This is a genomic window from Paraburkholderia sp. UCT70, from assembly GCF_050434085.1.
GTDB lineage: Bacteria > Pseudomonadota > Gammaproteobacteria > Burkholderiales > Burkholderiaceae > Paraburkholderia > Paraburkholderia tuberum.
In genome coordinates, this window is sequence record NZ_JBNPVZ010000004.1 from 3,066,978 (window position 1) to 3,083,819 (window position 16,842).

A 16,842-nucleotide genomic window follows, 5' to 3' on the forward strand; every position below is an offset into this window, starting at 1 on the left:
CACCGCGTTAGTGGAACATCCTCTTTAACGGCCCGACGTGCGAAAAATTGAGGGCCATTCCACTTCGTTTGAGCTCGCCGCGACGTTTGCGCGACGTTGCCGCGCTGTTGCCTCCGACGCGAGTGCAACGTTTGCTTCGTCGGCCAAAACGTTCGCGCGGTGCCGGGCGTCGCGCGCACGGCACCGCGCGTTGGCTCGCCGCTCAGCGAGCCAGCGAGCGGCGCTTCATTTCGAGCTGCGTGATCAGCCGCTGCAGCGTGTTTTCCGCGCTGCCCGGCAGCGACAGGAAACGGAAGCCGAGCTGATAGCGCTGCGTGCCGTTCGGCAGCGCGAGCGAGCGATGCGACACGAGCTGCAGATCGAGCGACAGACGGCCGAGCGCGCCGAGCGTGAGCTCGCAGTCCATCAGGCGCGCGCCCATCGGCAGCTCGGCGACGCGCAGGTCGGTCGTGCGCATCCCGACGCCGCCGAGCGACAGGTCGTGCACCTCGAAGCGGAACGTGTCGCCCTCGGGCAGGCGGCCCGTACACATGAACGGGTCGAGAATTGGTGCGGCGACGCGGAAGTACTCGCGGCGCTGCACGTAGAACAGCACCTCGGGGAAGTCGGCCTCGAACGCCGGCATTCCCTCGAAGCGCGTCTCGCGTGGCGTCGGGGTCGTGAACTCGACGCGCACGCCGTCGGGCGACGCGTGGAACTGGCAGCGTGGCGCGTTGAGCAGCCCCTTGTTCTCATCGGCCAGCGCGCCCCAATCGAAGGTGAAGGTGCGCTCGCGCACGTCGACGTCGAGCAGGCGCGTGACGATCTGCCCGCCCCCATATTCGACGGTGAGGAAATCGCCGCGATTGACGATATTGCGCAGCTGCACGCCGATTTCCAGCGGATTGCGGCGGCCGAAATCGGAAGCGCTCTCGTTTTGCGGGACGTGCGGCTGACCGTTCGTGTCAATCAGGCCGTTCGACTGGTTCATATCCATGGGCTTGCCGGTAAGCATGTTCTTGCGGGCACGTGCCAGGGCCTAGCCATGGACTCTGAGGGTCTTCATGCAAAGCCGCAACACACGCGTTCGACCGGACCTTACAGCGCTATTCCGGTATCGGGTCTAACTCGTTAGCGGCAGCATCGAGCCAAAATTTAGGGGCTCAATTTAAATATTCGCCGGAAAATTTCGCGCAAACGTTAAAAACGTATCCGCCCTATTTTCCGCGACCTTGCCCGCCCCCCGACCTTGCGGAGCTTTTTACCGATGCCGGTTTTTCTGCTGCTTTTATCGCCGCTTTTACCGACATCTTTAAAACCGCTTTAATGCCCGTCGCGTGCGTTATTTTTAATCAGCCCATTTTCTGCATGATCGACAGCAGCTTTTTCGCGTAATGCGGATCGGTTGCATAACCGGCGCGCTGCATGCCGTTCGCAAAACCGTTCACGTCGTGCGACGAATTGATCACCTGCGCGTAACGCGGATTGCTCTTCAACATGCTCGCGTAATCGGTCATCGCTTCCTCGTACGAGTCGTACGCGCGGAATTTCTCGACCGTGCGATGCGGCTTGCCGTTCACGTATTCGGTCGTGACCGTCGACACGGTCTTGCCGGTCCAGTCGTTGCCCGCCTTGATGCCGAACACGTTGTGGCTCGCCGAGCCGTCGGCCTTCTTGATCTCGCTCTTGCCCCAGCCCGATTCGAGCGCGGCCTGACCGATGATGAAGCGCGCCGGAATGCCGGTCGCCGCGCTCGCGGCCTGCGCCGGCGCGGCGAGCTTGTCGACGAAGGCGTCGACCTTCGACGAGCTGCCGTCGCCGCGCACCGGCGGCGTCAGCGCGCTATTGGCCGAGTAGGCGCGGCCGAGCCCGAGCTGACCGTTGGCCTGGGCGTTGCCGTAGGCACGCGCGAGCGCGTGGAGCGCCGCGCTCTGGCCTTCGTCGCCGCCGCTACCGCCGCCGAGCGCGTTGGCCATGCCGGCGAGACCACCCGCCGCGCCCGCGCCGTTCGCGCCACCCACCTGCATGCCCTGGTTGCGCATCAGCTGCTTGAGCATCGCGTCGGCGACGCCGATGCCCTTCTTCGACAGCTGCTGCGCCATCTGCTGATCCATCATCGACGTGAACGTCGCCGTGTCGTGCGAATCGAACGGACCGTCCTGCGGCGTTGCATCGCGCATGCTCTTCAACATCATCTGCGTGAACACGGCGTCGAACTGCTGCGCGGCCATCTTCATGCCGGCTTGCGGCGAGGCCTTTGCCTGCGCGCTGAGTGCGCCGAAGCCCTGCACGTCGAGCGCGAACCGGCTGGTCAGATCGTTGGCGGAGTTGACGCTATTGGTCGTATCGGAATTCATCTCGCGTGCTCCTTAGATGATTTCAAGGTCGGCGCGCAATGCACCGGCTGCTTTCATGGCCTGCAGGATCGACATCAGATCCGCGGGCGTCGCGCCGAGCGCGTTGAGCGCCTTCACCACTTCGGCGAGGTTCGCACCGGCGTTCACGAGTTTCAGCGAGCCGTTGTCCTGCTTCATCTGGATCTGCGACTGCTGCGCGACCACCGTGCGGCCGTTCGAGAACGCGCCCGGCTGGCTCACCACCGGCTGCGTATTGATCACGACCGACAGATTGCCGTGCGCGACCGCGCAGTTCTGCAGCGTGACCATCTGGTTCATCACGATCGAGCCGGTGCGGGCGTTCAGGATGACCTTCGCGGCGGCCTGCCCGGGCCGCACTTCGAGGTTCTGCAATTGCGCCATGAACGAGACCTGCTGCTGCGGATCGGCCGGCGCGCGCAGCTGGATCGTGCGGCCGTCGAGCGCGGTCGCGGTGCCGCTGCCGAACGCGTTGTCGATCGCCGCGACGACGCGCTGCGTGGTGTCGTAGTCCATGTCGTTCAGGTCGAGCTGCATGGTGCCCGCCTGCGACACCGCCGTCGGCACCGAGCGCTCGACGATCGCGCCGCTGGTGATGCGCCCCGCGGCGAGCTGGTTGACCTGCACCCTGCTGCCGTTCGCGCTCGCGCCCGCGCCGCCCACGGCGACGTTGCCCTGGCCGAGCGCATACACCTGGCCGTCGGCGCCCTTCAGCGGCGTGAGCAGCAGCGTGCCGCCGCGCAGGCTTTTCGCATTGCCGAGCGACGACACCGTGATGTCGATCGCTTCGCCCGGCCGCGCGAACGGCGGCAGCACCGCGGTCACCATCACCGCGGCGACGTTCTTCAGCTGGATGTTCGACAGCGACGACTGCGAGTTGCTGGAGCCCGCCGCCTGGTTGTTGATCGAGATGCCGAGGTTCGCGAGCATGTTCGCGAGCGTCTGCGTCGTGAACGGCGTCTGCGTGGTCTGGTCGCCGGTGCCGTCGAGGCCGACCACGAGGCCGTAGCCGATCAGCGGGTTGTCGCGCACGCCCTGGATCTGCACGAGGTCCTTCAGGCGCTCCGCGTGCGCTGGCGTCGCGGCCGGCAGCGCCGCGCAGGCGAGCGCGACGAACATCAGTGCGCGGCCCGCGCGCGACAGCGTGTTGAAGACAGTACCCATGATCACCACGGCGCCACGTTGAGGAAGAACCGCTGCAGCCAGCCCATGTTCTCCGCTTCGTCTATGTAGCCCTTCGCGGAGTATTCGATTTTCGCGTCGGCGACCTGGGTCGAGTACACGGCATTCAGGCTCGAAATCGTGTTGGGATTGACGACGCCCGAGAAGCGCACGAACTCGTTGCCCTGATTGATCAGCATCTGCTTCTCACCGCTCACGATCAGGTTGCCGTTCGCCTGCACGCCGGTCACGGTCACCGTGATCGTGCCGTTGAACGTATTCGACGCGTTCGCGCCGCCGGTGCCGGCAAAGCCGTTGCTGCCGGTCGCGCTGAGGTTGGTCTTGGCGAACAGTCCGCCGAGGAAGCCCGCGGTCGGCACGTTGAAGTCCGTGCTGCCGTTGCGTTTCGCATTCGCGCCCGACGACTTCGTCGCGTTGATGTTCTCGGCGATCACGATCGTGATGATGTCGCCCACGTTGCGCGGCCGCTGATCTTCGAACAGCGGACGGCCCGCGTAGCCCGGGTTGTAGATCGAGCCCGGCGCCTGCGCCTGCGGCGGCACCGGCGGCAGCGCGCTCATCGGCTGTTGCGTGATCGGTTGCTTCGGCACGAGTGCGCAGCCGCCGAGCGCGGCGAGCAGCGCGAGCTGCACGAGCGCCTCGGCCGTGCGCGAATGAACCGGAGTGCGTGTGGAGTGCGACATCATCGTTTACCGCCTTAAATTTCCAGTCCTCAAACCTGCATCTGGCTCAAGGTCTGCAGCATCTGGTCGGAGGTCGTCACGGCCTTGCTGTTGATTTCGTACGCGCGCTGCGTCTGGATCATGTTCACCAGCTCCTGCACGACGTTCACGTTCGACGCTTCCACGTAACCCTGGTTGAGCGTGCCCGCGGCGTTCAGACCCGGTTGCGACACGTTCGGCGCACCCGACGACGCCGTCTCCGCGAACAGATTCTCGCCCTTCGCGTCGAGGCCGGCCGGGTTGATGAAGGTCGCGAGCTGCATCGTGCCGAGCTGCTGCGTATTGCTCGAGCCGGACACGGTGATCGACACCGCGCCGTCGCTGCCGATCGTCAGCGAGGTCGCATTGGTCGGGATCGTGATCGCCGGAATCACCTGGTAGCCGCTCGACGTGACGAGCTGACCCTGCGCGTTGGTCTGGAACGAGCCGTCGCGCGTGTAGGCCGTCGTGCCGTCGGGCATCTGCACCTGGAAGAAGCCCGCGCCGTTGATCGCGACGTCCTTCGAGTTGCCGGTCTGCTGCAGGTTGCCCTGCGTGTACAGACGCTCGGTCGCGACCTGTTGCACGCCGGTGCCGAGCTGGATGCCGGACGGCAGTTCGGTTTGCTGCGTCGAGTTCGCGCCCGGCTGGCGGATGGTCTGGTACAGCAGATCCTCGAACACCGCGCGCGAGCCCTTGAAGCCGTTGGTGCTGACGTTCGCGAGGTTGTTCGAGATCACGTCCATCTGCGCCTGTTGCGCATTCATGCCGGTAGCGGCGATATACAGTGAGCGGTTCACTTATGGTTCTCCAATGTCGGGCGGAATTGGCGGTTTAGCGCTTACTCCGGCCCCATGCAAAGCTGTCTCGGAGCGCGCCTCGTAGCGCACTCCGTGGCAATCCGTTAGCTGAAGCTGAGCAGCTGGTTGGCGGACTGATCGTTCTTGTCGGCGTTTTCCAGCAACTGCGTCTGCATCTGGAACTGGCGCGCGTTGGTAATCATCGAGACCATCGCGCTGACCGGATTCACGTTGCTGCCTTCGAGCGACGCCGGCGCGAGCGTCACGGTCGGATCGGCGTCGGCGGGATTGCCGTCGGCGGTGCGAAACAGGCCGTCATCGCCGCGCGTGAGCGACTGCGGATCGGGATTGACCAGCTTCAGCTGATCGACGGTGACCACGGCGGTGGGCGGATCGCCCGGCGTCAATGCCGACACCGTGCCGTCCTTGCCGATCGTGATCTGCGCGCCCGGCGGCACCGATACCGGCCCGCCGTTGCCGAGCACGACCTGATTGGTCGCGTTCACGAGCTGGCCGTTTTCGTCGATGTGCAGATTGCCCGCGCGCGTGTAGGCCTCGTTGCCGTCGGCGGTCTGCACCGACAGCCAGCCCGGCCCCTGAATCGCGACGTCGAGCGGATTGCCCGTCTGCTGGATCGGCCCCGGCGTATAGTCGGCGCCCGGTGTCGACGACAGCACGAAGGTGCGGGTCGTGTCGTCGTTGATCGTGCTGCCGTCGCCGAACGACATCGGCACGGCGCGGTAGGTTTCGAGCTGCGCGCGAAAGCCCGTGGTCGACGCGTTCGCGAGGTTGTTCGCGACGATCGCCTGCTGTTCGAGCGCCTGCGCGCTGCCCGACATCGCGGTGTAGATCAGCCGATCCATGAAGAGGTCCCGTTCGCTTACAGGTTGATCAGGGTCTGGTCGACGGCCTGCTGGGTCTTGATCGTCTGCGCGTTCGCCTGATAGTTGCGCTGCGCGGTGATCAGGTTGACCAGCTCGCTCGTCAGATCGACGTTCGAGTTCTCGACCGCGCCGCCTTGCAACACGCCGTGATTGGTCGAGCCCGGCGTCGAAATCTGCGCGACGCCCGAGGCAGCCGTCTGGCCGTACTCGTTGTTGCCGAGGTCGACGAGGCCGTTCTGGTTCGAGAAGTTCGCGAGCACGATCTGGCCGAGCGCCGCGGTCTGGCCGTTCGAGTAGTTGCCCGTCAGCGTGCCGTCGGAGCCGACCGTGAAGCTCGTCAGTTGGCCCGCCGCGTAGCCGTCGGTCGACAGGCTGTTGACGCCGTCCTTGCCGCCGTACTGCGTGGTGCCGGCCATGTTCAGCGTGACGTTCTGCGGCGTGCCCGAACCGTCGGTGTTCGGGATCGACATCGTGAACGCGCCGAGCGTCGCGGTCGCGAGGCCGGTCGTCGCGTCGGTCGTGCTGACCAGCGTGCCCGACGAATTGAAGTTCGCCGTGCCGATCAGGGAAGCGGTGCCGGTCGACGGGCCCGCGTACACGTTCCATGTGCCCGAGCCCGTCTTCGCGAAGTACATATTGACTGTCTGCGAGCCGCCGAGCGTGTCGTAGACGGTCGTGCTCGTCGAGTAGTTGTAGGTCGACGAGCTGCTCTGGTTGAACGTGGTCGGGTTCTGCGTGATCGTGTAGCTGTCGCTGGCTGCCGGCGCGCCGCTGAACGTAATGCTCTCACCGTTGCCGAGCGTGATCGCGGTACCGGCCGTGTAGGTCCCGGACCCCGCGGCCAGACCGGTCGTGGTGTCCGTCACCGTGTAGGTGGTGGTGGTCGGGAAGTCGATCCTGTAGTTGTCGGTGTTGGTGCCCGCGGCCGCATTGGTGATCGTCGCGCCGGTCGTGGCCAGCGTACCGGTGTTGCCGGCGCCGGCCTTCGCGGTGGGCGAGCCGAGCATGATGTTGTCCTGCGCGTTCAGGTTCAGACCTGCGGTGATCTTGCTGGTCGCCTGCGGCGCGATGTTCGCGGTCGGCACCGTCAGCGGCACGGTCTGCGCGGTGTTGATGATGCCCGAGCCATTGGCCGCGTAGCCCATCAGATCGAGGCCCTGCGCGTTCGTGATGAAGCCGTTCTTGTCGAGCTGGAACACGCCGTTGCGCGAATAGGTCAGCGTGCCGTTGTTCGACATCTGGAAGAAGCCGTTGCCGTTGATCGCGACGTTCAGCGCCTGGTTCGTCGTCGTGAGCGTGCCTTGCGAGAATTGCTGCTGCACTTCGGAGAGTTGCGTACCGATACCGATCTGCTGGCTCGTCGCGGTCGCGACCGAATTGGCGTACATGTCGGCGAATTCCGCGGTGCCGCTCTTGAAGCCGACGGTGTTGGCGTTGGCGATGTTGTTGCCGATCACGTCGAGATCACTCGACGACGCCGACAGACCGCTCAAACCTGTTTGGTAACTCATGACGTACTCCGTATCTGTAAAGTCGTAACTGAATGGATCCGGACTACAGGATCGCTGCGACGCTGGTCAGGCCGACCGTCGAGCCGTTCGACAGCACGAGCCCCGGCGTGCCGCTGCTTTGCTGGACGACGCTTTGCACCGTCGCGCCGGTGAGCGTGGTAGCCGTCGCCTGCTGGCCGTTGATCGTGCCTGTCGCGGTGATCGTGTAGGTGCCGTCGGCGAGCGTGTTGCCCGCCGAATCGGTCGGCGTCCAGCCAACCGGAATCGTGCCGGCCGACTGCTTGCCGAGATCGAGCGTGTTGACGATCGTGCCGGCCGAGTTCTTCACGACGATCTGCAGGTCGCTGACGGAGTTCGCGAGCGTGACGCCGAACTCGTTCGTCTTGCCGCTCGACACGGTGATCGAGTTGCCCGGTGCGAGCACGGTCGAACCGATCAGCAGCGCGGCCTGCGACTGCTGGCCCGCCGACAGCTGCGTCGACAGCGAGGAGAGCGACGTATTGAGCTGGCTGATACCCTGCACCGTGCTGATCTGGGCGAGCTGCGAGGTCATCTGCGAGCTGTCCATCGGATTGGTCGGGTCCTGGTTCTTCATTTGCGCGACGAGCAGCTGCAGAAAGGTGTTCTGCAGGTCCGTCGCCGACGTGCCCGACGTGCTGCTCGTCGAGCTGGTCGTCGAGCCGGTCGCGCTCGAGCTGCTGCTCGTGCCGTTCATCGTGTCGAGCAGCGTCTGCGAAACGGTCGTGCCGCTGCCGCCGATCGTGGTGTTGGTGGTCAAGGCTCTCTCCTCAGGTTCCGATCGTGAGCGTTTTCAGCATCAGGGTTTTGGCGGTGTTCAGCGTTTCGACGTTGGCCTGGTACGAGCGCGAGGCCGAGATCATGTTGACCATCTCCTGCACCGGGTCGACGTTGGGCAGCGTCACGTAGCCGTTCGCGTCGGCGGCCGGATTGCCGGGCTCGTACGCGGTCTTCATCGGCGACGGATCGTCGACCACGCCCGTCACCTGCACGCCGCCGACCTGCTGGCCGGAGCGTGTGCGCGCGCCGCCGAGCGGGCTCACCGCGAACACGACCTGCTTGGCCTTGTACGGCTGACCGTCCGGGCCCGTCGTGCTGTCCGCGTTGGCCAGGTTCGACGCCGTCACGTTGAGCCGCTCCGACTGCGCCGACATCGCGGAACCCGCGACACCAAAAATGTTCATCAGGGATGGCATGTTTCCTGACCTCTCCTGCCGGTTCGCACCGGCTTTACGTTAAGTCCCGTAGCGTTTCTGTTCGTGCGTGCGTGCTGCCCGTCTTCAGCTGCTGTGCGCTCTGCTTGCGTGCCCGTGCGGCGTGCCGGGCTTACGACGAGCCCGACGTGATCGCCGACAGCATCGTCTTGATCTGGTTCGACACGACCGTCATACCCGACTCGAAGTGCACCGTGTTGTCGGCGAACTGCACGCGCTCGGTGTCGACGTCGACCGTGTTGCCGTCGAGCGCCGGCTGCAGCGGAATCCGGTATTGCAGGTTGCCGTAATCGTCGGGGCTGCCGCCCGTCGCCGTCAGTCTGGCCTTGCCGCTCATGTGGCCGGCCTCGGTCGTGTTCATCGACATGCCGCTCGTCACGCCCGCGGGTTGCGTCATCGCGAGCGTCGAGCTGTTCGATGCGCCTTGGCCCGCGGTGCTCCCGCCCGTCTTCTTCAGCGCGCCGGCGAGCGACGACGCGAAGTCGATATCGCGCGCCTTGTAGCCGGGCGTGTCGGCGTTCGCGATATTCGACGACAGCAGTTCCTGCCGGTATGCGCGCACATCCATCGCCTGCCGGCCGAATGCGAATTCGGCATCGAGCTTGTCCAGCATCGGAATCTCCCGAGAACGTTTCCAAGGCCGTCCCGTGTGCGCATCGTGAGAGACACGCGGCAGGTGCGAAGGCCTTTTTGCATGTGATGCATCTTATGGGCCGCGCACAAGCGGCAATCGGACGAATAACCGGGAAAGGGGGCTTCTATTCAACGTTTGCGCGAAAGGGGGGCTCACTAGAATGCAAGGCGTACCGATGCATTCGATGGAGACCCGCGATGGACCAGCCCACCAACACCTTGCCGCAGCCGGCGAGCGGCACGACGATGCGTCGCGTGGGGGGTGGCCGGGTCGATGAACGGGTCGATGGTTCGGAGGACGCGCTCGTCCAGCCGGTGCCGCGCACTTTCTCGCGTTGCCTTGCGCATTGCCTGACGCGGGTGGCCGTCAACGTCGCGGTATGGGTTGCGGGCGGCATCGTGTTGCTGCCGGCTACGACCCAGGCGCAGGATGCGGGCGGCCCGATCGTGATTGCCGGGCCCGCCGAGAAAAATCCCGCCGCGCTGAACGATCTCGCGCAACGGATTCAGACGCCGGCGCAGCGCAGCGCGTCGGCGGCGTCGCTCGCGGCGGCGACCGCACAGTCGCTCGGCCGCGCGAGCGCGTCGCGCGACGCCGATACGTTCGGACGTGCCGCGAGCGCAAGCGGCGCGATCGTCATTCCGGGCGCGGGCGAGCCCGCTGCCGCCGCGCCGGCCATCATCCGCACCAACTTCAAACCGGACGCCAACGGCGTCGTGACGATTCCGCCGGCGGCCAGCACTGGGGCGTCGGGCGTCGCGCGCGTCAATGTCGAAGCGGGCCCGGCCGCCAGCGTGGCGAATCAGCGCGTGGTCGTGGCCAATGCGCCGCAAGGCGACGGTTTCGACAGTCTCGCCGCGCGCGGCGAGCCACCCGAGTTCGGCGCGAATGGCAAGCCGATCGCGGTCGCTGCGGCGCAGCCGGCGCATCCCGGGATCGCGAGAACACCCGCGACGTCGCCTGGCACGCGCCAACCGGCGGCCGTCATTGCACAGAGAACGCCGCAGACCGCTACCGCCGCGACGGCTGCGCAAGCCGCGCCGCTGCCAGGCCAGCAGGACCCGGAAGCGATTCACGCGAGCGCGCTCGCGTTCCTGCAACAGCAGGCCGTCGGCCTGCCCGGCAAGGCCGACATCACTGTCGCGTCCGCGTTTCCGCGCGGCCTCGCCGCGTGCACGTCGCTCGAACCGTTCATGCCGACCGGCGCGCGCCTGTGGGGCCGGCTGACGGTCGGCGTGCGCTGCGCGGGCGAGCGGCCGTGGACCATCTATCTGCAGGCGCGCATCTCGCTGCATGCGACCTACTACCTCGCCGCGCGCGCGATGGCGCCGGGCGAAGTGTTCACGGCCGCCGACCTCGTCGCGCGCGAGGGCGACCTGACAGGCCTGCCGCAGGCGATCGTCACCGACCCGTCGCAGGCGGTCGGCTCGGTCTCGCTCGTGCGGATCGCGGGCGGCATGCCACTGCGCCGCGACATGCTGAAGAGCGCGTCGGCGGTGGTGTTCGGGCAGACCGTGCGGGTCATCGCGGCCGGCGACGGTTTCTCGATCTCGTCCGAGGGCAGCGCGATGAACAACGCGTCGCCGGGCCAGCAGGTGCGCGTGAAGACCGCCAACGGCCAGATCATCTCCGGCATCGTCAAGGACGGCGGCACGGTGGAGATCCCGATGTGAGCGGGCTGGCGGCAACGAGCACCGTCGACACGGTCGGCGCCCCGGCGGCCAGGGCAGACGGACGGGGATTGAAAGGGGCAGATGGCCTCCTGGCGGCGGCCCGGGTGTCGAGCGATTGCGCTAAAGTTTTGATCAGCGGTTGCCGTTATCAGGATCAAATCGTTAGGGAAGCCAATCGTGAAAGTCGATCCCACCACCTCTTCGAATCTGCCGTCGTTGAAAGACGCTTTGTCCCGTTCGCAGCAGAGCGGCGAAGCCACGCCGGCAGCCAGCACCACGCAGGGCGCGACGAGCACGGCCGCGCCGGCCGCGAGCAGCGCGTCGGGCGACACGAGCGTGAGCCTGTCGGATCTGTCGCAGCATCTGCGCAGCCTCGCGGCCTCCGGCTCGGCCGACATCGACACCGCGCACGTCGAGTCGATCAAACAGGCGATCAAGGACGGCAAGCTGCAGATCGACTCCGGCAAGATCGCCGACGGCGTGCTGCAGACGGCGCGCGACCTGTTGCAGAACAAAAACTCGTCGACCGGCAACTGATCGGCATTTCGCCGCGCGGTGATCTGCCGGGCGGCGTCCGACCAACCCGGTTCGCGCGCCGTTCGCGAGCCAGTGTGCGTAGCGAGTTGTTGATATGAAAGATGCCCTCGTTGCTACCCTGGTCGAAGAATATTCGACCGTCGAGGCATTCGCCTCGATCCTCACTCTCGAAACCAAAGCGCTGACGGCGATCTCGCCGCTGGAGCAGTTGCCGGCGATCGTCGAGAAAAAAACCGAGCTGATCGGCGTGCTCGCGAGGCTCGAAACCGCGCGCGACTCGCATCTGGCCGAACTCGGCTTTCCGACCGGCTGGTCCGGCATGGAGCTCGCGGCCAGCACCGACGCGCGCGTCGCGACGCAATGGAAGCTGCTGCAGAAAGCCGCGGATCGCGCGCGGCGCGTTAACACCAACAACGGCGAGCTGATCCGCGTGCGGATGGACTACAACGAGCGCGCGCTAAAGGCGCTGCAGGTCAACGTGCCGCGCAAGACGAATCTGTACGGGCCGGATGGGCGAGTTCCAGCTTATTCGGGACTTTGATCGGCCCGCCTGCCCGGCCTGCAATCGCAGCAATATACGAAATGAATGAAAAGCCCGTCATCGACGGGCTTTTTCGTTTTCCGTCGCCGCTTTTCCACCCTCTTCCCTGTCCGTTCCACGCTGCGTTAGCCGTTCGGCTAGCTGGCGCTAGTCCACCTCGTCACGTTGAAATGGTGACTTCGTTCGAGCTATCGCCAACGCCGCGGCTTCGACGTGGCCGCAATTCGACGGGCGGAATCTTGTTTGCTCATTGGTTTGTGTAGGCGTGTGTATAATGGAGGGTATGATGTATGAACAGTGCCGAGGTCGTCAAATTGATTCAAGCGAATGGCTGGCAGCTCGTCCGCATAGCGGGCAGTCACCATCATTTCAGGCACGCGGGAAAACGGGGGCTCGTGACCATCCCGCATCCGAAAAAAGATTTGCCGGCCGGCACCCTGAACAGCATTCTGAAACAGGCGGGGCTCAAATGAAGCATCTGATCTTTCCGATCGCCATCGAACCCGGGGACAACACGCACGCGTTCGGCGTCGTGGTGCCCGATATTCCAGGCTGCTACTCCGCGGGTGACACGCTCGAACAAGCGTATGTGAACGCGAAAGAGGCAATCGAATCGCATCTCGAAACCTTGCTCGACGAAGGGCTGCCGCTGCCCGAGCCTCTCACGCTAGGCGAACATCGGCGCAATCCTGAGTTCGCGGGGTTCACATGGGGTTTCGTGACGACGCGCAATATTCCGGCGTTGAAGAAGGCGGTTCGCATCAACATCTCGCTGCCCGAGGTGCTGGTGCAGGAAATCGACGCGTATGCGCAGGCGCGCGGTATGTCGCGCTCGGCGTTTCTCGCGCTCGCCGCCGAGCATGAGATGGCGAACGCCTGAGCAACGGCAGGCGGCACGGGCGCGCATCGGCATCGGCGCACCGCCGCATCTGAAGGCAGCGCGTGAAAAACGGCGTGCTGCGCCGCGGTGGCGTCAGTTCGTCTCGGCGTTCGCCCAGGCCATTTCGCGCAGTCGGGCGCGCAGGCGTGCCACGGCCTGGCTATGCAACTGGCACACGCGCGATTCGCTGACTTCCATCACCGCGCCGATCTCGCGCAGATTCATGCCGCGCTCGTAGTACAGCGACATCAGCAGCTTCTCGCGCTCCGGCAAGCGGTCGATCGCTTCGATGAGCGCCGAGCGCAGGCTGTCGTCGAGCAGCGCCGAGAGCGGATCGGAATGATCGACGCAGTAGCGGTCCAGAAAAGGTTCGTCGTCCGCGGAGCGGTCGAAGTCTTCGTAGTAGATCAGCTGGCTGCCATGCAGGTCCTGCAGCATCGACTGATATTCGTCGAGCGGCATTTGCAGGTGCTCGGCGACCTCCGCCTCGCTCGCCGAACGGCCGAGGTTCTGCTCCACCTTGTGCACTGCGGATTCCACTTCGCGCGACGTGCGGCGCAGGCTGCGCGGCAGCCAGTCGTTGCTGCGCAACTCGTCGAGCATCGCGCCGCGAATCCGCTGGCTGGCATAGGTCTCGAACTGTGCGCCCTGGTCTTCCTTGTAGCGGCCGGCGGCATCCAGCAAACCGATCATGCCGGCCTGGATCAGGTCGTCGAGATCGACGCTCGCCGGCATTTTCGCGACAAGCTGCAAGCCGAGTCGACGCACGAGCGGTGCGTACTTCGTCAAAACTTCGGCCTGAGAAATCTTTCCCTGAGCGTTGTACATCGTGCTCCCCTTGTCCTTCGTGCACGCCTTTTAAGCGTGATGCGCGGACGGTTGGTCGGCGTGGTGCGCCGCTGTAACTGTCGCAGGCGCCCGCCAGGGCGTTTGCGACGACATCGCTGGCCGCATCGGCCAGTACTGCAATTCGGCGGCGAGATGGCGGAAGTCGCGCGCGGCCGGTGTCGACGGAAACGCGTCGACCACGCAGCGCGACAGCTCGAGTGCCCGTGCGATGCGCACGTCGGCCGCAATGCAGCCGGCGTTTTCCAACGCGACGGTCAGGTAACGGCCGGCCACGCCGGCGAGATTCGCGAACGCTGCTTGCGCGTCGTTGGCGCTTTGCACGTTATTCGCGAGCACGCGCAACTGCGCGATCGCGTGCGCGTAATGCAAACGCTTGATGCACGCATAGGCCTCGGTGATCGCCTCGCCCGACATGCGCGCGACGATCATCACGTCATGCGCCTGCTTGGCGAGCGGCGACAGATGCCCTTCGTCGTCGAGCTGCGCGTCGATCAGCACGATATCGGCCGAGCCGCCGAGCAGCACACCGAGTTCGGCCTCCGTATGCCCCTCGCGATTGTTGCGCGAGGCGGACAGCACCGAAAAGCCGAGCGCGTGACGCGCGGCGGCGAAATCGACCGGGCTCTCGCCGCGCATCACCGCCGCGAAGTTACCCGCGCCGCGCAAGCCGCCAAGCATCGCGCTCACCGATTTCTCACCGACGCATTCATCGATCACCAGCACGTCCTTGCCCTGCTGTGCGAGCGCCGCCGCGAGGTTGACCGCCACGGTCGTATTACCGACGCCCGACGACGCACCCGCCAACGCGATCACGCGCGCGCCGCCGCGCGCGAGCAGCCGCCGCAACCCTTCGGCTTGATCTGAAACGAACTTATCCAAAGCGAACCTCGTGCAGCTCGGCCGTCGAACGTGCTGACAGCGAGGACAGCAAAGCGGGGATGTCGTCGTCGTGCGGCACGAACGGCGAGCTGTCGCGCGGAATGCAGAAGGTGCTCTTGATCAGGAATTTCTTCGTCGCGACGTAAAGGTTCTCCGGCACCTTCTGTCCGGTCGATACGTAATGCACCGGCAGCTTGTAGCGGATCACCGTATCGAGCACGCCGCCGAGGTTGGTCGCTTCGTCGAGCTTGGTCAGAATGCAGCCGGCGAGCGGCTGCTGGTCCGGCGCGCGCTGATACGCCTGCACGACTTCGTTCAACGTGTCGCCGTGGCTCGTGGCGTTGAGCAGCAACAGACGCTGCACCGGCTGGCCGGCGCGGCTTAGCATCGCGATCTGGTCGGACACGAGCCGGTCGCGCTGGCTCATACCGATCGTGTCGATCAGCACGATGTGCTTGTTGCGCAACTCCGAGAGCGCGAGTTGCAGATCGGCGCTGTCCTTCACCGCATGCACCGAAACGCCGAGAATCTTGCCGAAGATGCGCAGCTGTTCGTGACCGCCGATGCGATAGCTGTCGGTCGTCAGCAGCGCCACCTTGCTCGCGCCGAAGCGCATCACGCAGCGCGCTGCGAGCTTCGCCGTGGTGGTCGTCTTGCCGACGCCGGTCGGCCCCATCAGCGCGAACACGCCGCCGCGCTCCATCAGCGCGTCTTCGTCCTCCATCACCGGCAGGTTCGACTCGAGCACCGAGCGTACCCAGTCCATGCCGCCATCCATCGTGTCGACCTCTTCGGGCATGTTGTCGACCAGCATCTGCACGAGCTGCGCGGAAAAGCCAGCGGCGAACAGGTGCTTGGTGAGCGCGGCGCGTGCGGGACTGCGGCGCTGTCGATCGCCCCACAGCAGACCCGCGAAGTGCTCTTCCATCATGTCTCGCATCGACGACAGCTCGTTCATCACGGTGTCCTTGACGACCTGCTCCATGCGCCCCTTGATCGCTTCGGCGACGGCGGACGGCGTGCGGCTTTCGTCAGTAGCGGACGGCACGGGCGCGATCTTCTGAGCGGCGCGGCGCGCAGCGACTTCGGCGGCTTCGCGCGCCCAGTCGGGCGTGTCGATCACCGGCGGCACGGCGGCCGGCCGCGCGTCGACCGCGCTGCCGAGGCCTTTGGCGGTCGCGACGGCGGGCGTCATCGCGGCGGGACGCGCGCTGTATTGGCCGCTCTGTTGCTGCTGCTCGGCCGCGATGCGGCGCGCGTGATCGATGAGCCACGGATTCGACTCGGCCATCGTGCGCGGCGCGGCGGCTTCGCTCAATGGGATTGCCGGCGGTACCGGCACGCCGGCAGCTTTCAGCAAATCCGCGCGGATGTCTTTCGACAGGCGCGCGGCCGCGGCGCGGGCGCTCGCGCCGGAAGGCGTGGCGGCAGCGGCGGGCGTGGCCGGTGCGTTGAACGATGTGGCCGCGCTGGATGCCGACTGGCTTGCGGCGGGCGCGGGGCCTGTCGCGATGGCCGCGGACGCGCCGGTCGCGCCCAGCATCGCCGGGCCGATTGGCGAATTGCCGGGCAACGCGGCGGCGGACGCTGCTTGGTTCGCGGAAATGCTGAGCGCCTGACTGACCGCCGAATTGAGCGCCGAATTGAGCGCCGTCCTGTTCACCGAGCCGGCCATGAAATCCGCAGCCGCATGCGCCGGCTCGATCGCCGGCGTCGCTTCACCACCCGCTTCCGGGCTCGCGCCGAACACCGACGAAAACACGTCCGGCATTGCGCTCGCGTACGGATTCGTCGGCGCCGCGAACAAGCCGCGCGGGGCCAGCGTCGATGCCGCACCTGAGCCCGTGCCGAGCGCCGCGGCCTGCGCGCCTTCGCGCGCTTTCGGCGTGATCGCTATCGGCGAGCGCGACGATTTCGACGCTGCCGTCGTCCATCGTGCGATTCGACAGCACGACCGCATCGGGGCCAAGTGCTTCGCGAACGAGACGCAGCGCGTCGCGACTGGTAGCACCGACAAATTTACGAATGTTCAAGCTGGACCCCCGATGAGGTATACGGACTGACGGACCGGCAATACACCGCTTCCCATTGCGATCAATTATTGCGAAAGGCGTCGGGCGACGATCGATGGATAAAGACCGTTAAAGGTGGGTAATTCGCGCGATGGACACACGGCAGACGCATC

The 16,842-nt window shown here is 65.7% G+C and carries 18 protein-coding genes; 5 read left to right on the top strand and 13 right to left on the bottom strand.

Features of this window, described 5'->3' with window-relative positions; all coding sequences use genetic code 11:
• Positions 1-202: 202 nt before the first annotated feature.
• The 10 genes from OKW41_RS39955 to flgB all read right to left on the bottom strand — a co-directional run bounded on the left by OKW41_RS39955 (position 203) and on the right by flgB (position 9,277).
• Entirely contained in the window at positions 203-976 is a 774-nt protein-coding gene (locus tag OKW41_RS39955; RefSeq protein ID WP_429575877.1) for a flagellar brake protein, read from the bottom strand.
• A 355-nt stretch (positions 977-1,331) separates the two neighbouring features.
• A complete protein-coding gene (gene flgJ, locus OKW41_RS39960; protein ID WP_429575878.1) occupies positions 1,332-2,336 on the bottom strand; it encodes a flagellar assembly peptidoglycan hydrolase FlgJ in 1,005 nt (334 codons plus the stop codon).
• Positions 2,337-2,348: 12 nt separating this feature from the next.
• Positions 2,349-3,518 carry a flagellar basal body P-ring protein FlgI gene (locus OKW41_RS39965; RefSeq protein WP_026225507.1) on the bottom strand — a complete coding sequence of 390 codons (1,170 nt, stop codon included), beginning with the start codon at positions 3,516-3,518 and terminating at the stop codon, positions 2,349-2,351.
• Positions 3,519-3,520: 2 nt separating this feature from the next.
• The gene (flgH, locus tag OKW41_RS39970) at positions 3,521-4,219 is read right to left on the bottom strand and encodes a flagellar basal body L-ring protein FlgH (protein ID WP_429454631.1); all 699 of its coding nucleotides are present in this window, start codon (positions 4,217-4,219) and stop codon (positions 3,521-3,523) included.
• Positions 4,220-4,248: 29 nt separating this feature from the next.
• Entirely contained in the window at positions 4,249-5,037 is a 789-nt protein-coding gene (gene flgG / locus OKW41_RS39975) for a flagellar basal-body rod protein FlgG (protein ID WP_429453960.1), read from the bottom strand.
• A gap of 104 nt (positions 5,038-5,141) precedes the next feature.
• A complete protein-coding gene (flgF, locus tag OKW41_RS39980; protein ID WP_184034927.1) occupies positions 5,142-5,900 on the bottom strand; it encodes a flagellar basal-body rod protein FlgF in 759 nt (252 codons plus the stop codon).
• A 17-nt stretch (positions 5,901-5,917) separates the two neighbouring features.
• The gene (locus OKW41_RS39985; RefSeq protein WP_429575879.1) at positions 5,918-7,432 is read right to left on the bottom strand and encodes a flagellar hook-basal body complex protein; all 1,515 of its coding nucleotides are present in this window, start codon (positions 7,430-7,432) and stop codon (positions 5,918-5,920) included.
• Positions 7,433-7,475: 43 nt separating this feature from the next.
• Positions 7,476-8,210 carry a flagellar hook assembly protein FlgD gene (locus OKW41_RS39990; RefSeq protein WP_429575880.1) on the bottom strand — a complete coding sequence of 245 codons (735 nt, stop codon included), beginning with the start codon at positions 8,208-8,210 and terminating at the stop codon, positions 7,476-7,478.
• A gap of 10 nt (positions 8,211-8,220) precedes the next feature.
• The gene (gene flgC, locus OKW41_RS39995) at positions 8,221-8,646 is read right to left on the bottom strand and encodes a flagellar basal body rod protein FlgC (protein WP_026225509.1); all 426 of its coding nucleotides are present in this window, start codon (positions 8,644-8,646) and stop codon (positions 8,221-8,223) included.
• Between the two features lie 130 nt (positions 8,647-8,776).
• The gene (flgB, locus tag OKW41_RS40000) at positions 8,777-9,277 is read right to left on the bottom strand and encodes a flagellar basal body rod protein FlgB (RefSeq protein ID WP_429575881.1); all 501 of its coding nucleotides are present in this window, start codon (positions 9,275-9,277) and stop codon (positions 8,777-8,779) included.
• Positions 9,278-9,495: 218 nt separating this feature from the next.
• Here flgB and flgA point away from each other — a divergent pair, with 218 nt between their 5' ends.
• The 5 genes from flgA (at position 9,496) to OKW41_RS40025 (ending at position 12,929) form a co-directional block, all read left to right on the top strand.
• Entirely contained in the window at positions 9,496-10,971 is a 1,476-nt protein-coding gene (flgA, locus tag OKW41_RS40005; RefSeq protein ID WP_429575882.1) for a flagellar basal body P-ring formation chaperone FlgA, read from the top strand.
• 177 nt (positions 10,972-11,148) lie between these two features.
• The gene (gene flgM, locus OKW41_RS40010) at positions 11,149-11,508 is read left to right on the top strand and encodes a flagellar biosynthesis anti-sigma factor FlgM (RefSeq protein ID WP_429575883.1); all 360 of its coding nucleotides are present in this window, start codon (positions 11,149-11,151) and stop codon (positions 11,506-11,508) included.
• Positions 11,509-11,602: 94 nt separating this feature from the next.
• Positions 11,603-12,049 (top strand): flagella synthesis protein FlgN, encoded by a 447-nt coding sequence (locus tag OKW41_RS40015; protein ID WP_429575884.1) that lies wholly within the window; start codon positions 11,603-11,605, stop codon positions 12,047-12,049.
• 290 nt (positions 12,050-12,339) lie between these two features.
• On the top strand, positions 12,340-12,522 hold the full coding sequence (locus OKW41_RS40020; protein ID WP_429575885.1) for a type II toxin-antitoxin system HicA family toxin: 183 nt from the start codon (positions 12,340-12,342) through the stop codon (positions 12,520-12,522).
• Positions 12,519-12,929 (top strand): type II toxin-antitoxin system HicB family antitoxin, encoded by a 411-nt coding sequence (locus OKW41_RS40025; RefSeq protein ID WP_090802498.1) that lies wholly within the window; start codon positions 12,519-12,521, stop codon positions 12,927-12,929. Before OKW41_RS40020 ends, OKW41_RS40025 begins: the two co-directional genes overlap by 4 nt.
• Positions 12,930-13,022: 93 nt before the next feature.
• Here OKW41_RS40025 and OKW41_RS40030 read toward each other — a convergent pair whose 3' ends face one another.
• Genes OKW41_RS40030 through flhF form a run of 3 tightly spaced genes read right to left on the bottom strand, consistent with a single transcriptional unit; the run spans position 13,023 to position 16,617 of the window.
• Positions 13,023-13,757, bottom strand: a complete 735-nt coding sequence (locus OKW41_RS40030; protein ID WP_429453944.1) for an RNA polymerase sigma factor FliA — start codon at positions 13,755-13,757, stop codon at positions 13,023-13,025.
• A gap of 30 nt (positions 13,758-13,787) precedes the next feature.
• Positions 13,788-14,657, bottom strand: a complete 870-nt coding sequence (locus OKW41_RS40035) for a MinD/ParA family ATP-binding protein (protein ID WP_429453942.1) — start codon at positions 14,655-14,657, stop codon at positions 13,788-13,790.
• Entirely contained in the window at positions 14,650-16,617 is a 1,968-nt protein-coding gene (gene flhF / locus OKW41_RS40040; protein WP_429575886.1) for a flagellar biosynthesis protein FlhF, read from the bottom strand. The genes OKW41_RS40035 and flhF overlap by 8 nt, the downstream gene beginning before the upstream one ends.
• Positions 16,618-16,842 lie beyond the last annotated feature (225 nt).

Excerpts from the sequence above, each read along its gene's own strand:
- OKW41_RS39955 (WP_429575877.1), bottom strand. The coding sequence starts at position 976 with ATGGATATGAACCAGTCGAACGGCCTGATTGACACGAACGGTCAGCCG.
- flgJ (WP_429575878.1), bottom strand. The coding sequence starts at position 2,336 with ATGAATTCCGATACGACCAATAGCGTCAACTCCGCCAACGATCTGACC.
- OKW41_RS39965 (WP_026225507.1), bottom strand. The coding sequence starts at position 3,518 with ATGGGTACTGTCTTCAACACGCTGTCGCGCGCGGGCCGCGCACTGATG.
- flgH (WP_429454631.1), bottom strand. The coding sequence starts at position 4,219 with ATGTCGCACTCCACACGCACTCCGGTTCATTCGCGCACGGCCGAGGCG.
- flgF (WP_184034927.1), bottom strand. The coding sequence starts at position 5,900 with ATGGATCGGCTGATCTACACCGCGATGTCGGGCAGCGCGCAGGCGCTC.
- OKW41_RS39985 (WP_429575879.1), bottom strand. The coding sequence starts at position 7,432 with ATGAGTTACCAAACAGGTTTGAGCGGTCTGTCGGCGTCGTCGAGTGAT.
- flgC (WP_026225509.1), bottom strand. The coding sequence starts at position 8,646 with ATGCCATCCCTGATGAACATTTTTGGTGTCGCGGGTTCCGCGATGTCG.
- flgB (WP_429575881.1), bottom strand. The coding sequence starts at position 9,277 with ATGCTGGACAAGCTCGATGCCGAATTCGCATTCGGCCGGCAGGCGATG.
- flgA (WP_429575882.1), top strand. The coding sequence starts at position 9,496 with ATGGACCAGCCCACCAACACCTTGCCGCAGCCGGCGAGCGGCACGACG.
- OKW41_RS40015 (WP_429575884.1), top strand. The coding sequence starts at position 11,603 with ATGAAAGATGCCCTCGTTGCTACCCTGGTCGAAGAATATTCGACCGTC.
- OKW41_RS40020 (WP_429575885.1), top strand. The coding sequence starts at position 12,340 with ATGAACAGTGCCGAGGTCGTCAAATTGATTCAAGCGAATGGCTGGCAG.
- OKW41_RS40025 (WP_090802498.1), top strand. The coding sequence starts at position 12,519 with ATGAAGCATCTGATCTTTCCGATCGCCATCGAACCCGGGGACAACACG.
- OKW41_RS40030 (WP_429453944.1), bottom strand. The coding sequence starts at position 13,757 with ATGTACAACGCTCAGGGAAAGATTTCTCAGGCCGAAGTTTTGACGAAG.
- flhF (WP_429575886.1), bottom strand. The coding sequence starts at position 16,617 with ATGCGGTCGTGCTGTCGAATCGCACGATGGACGACGGCAGCGTCGAAA.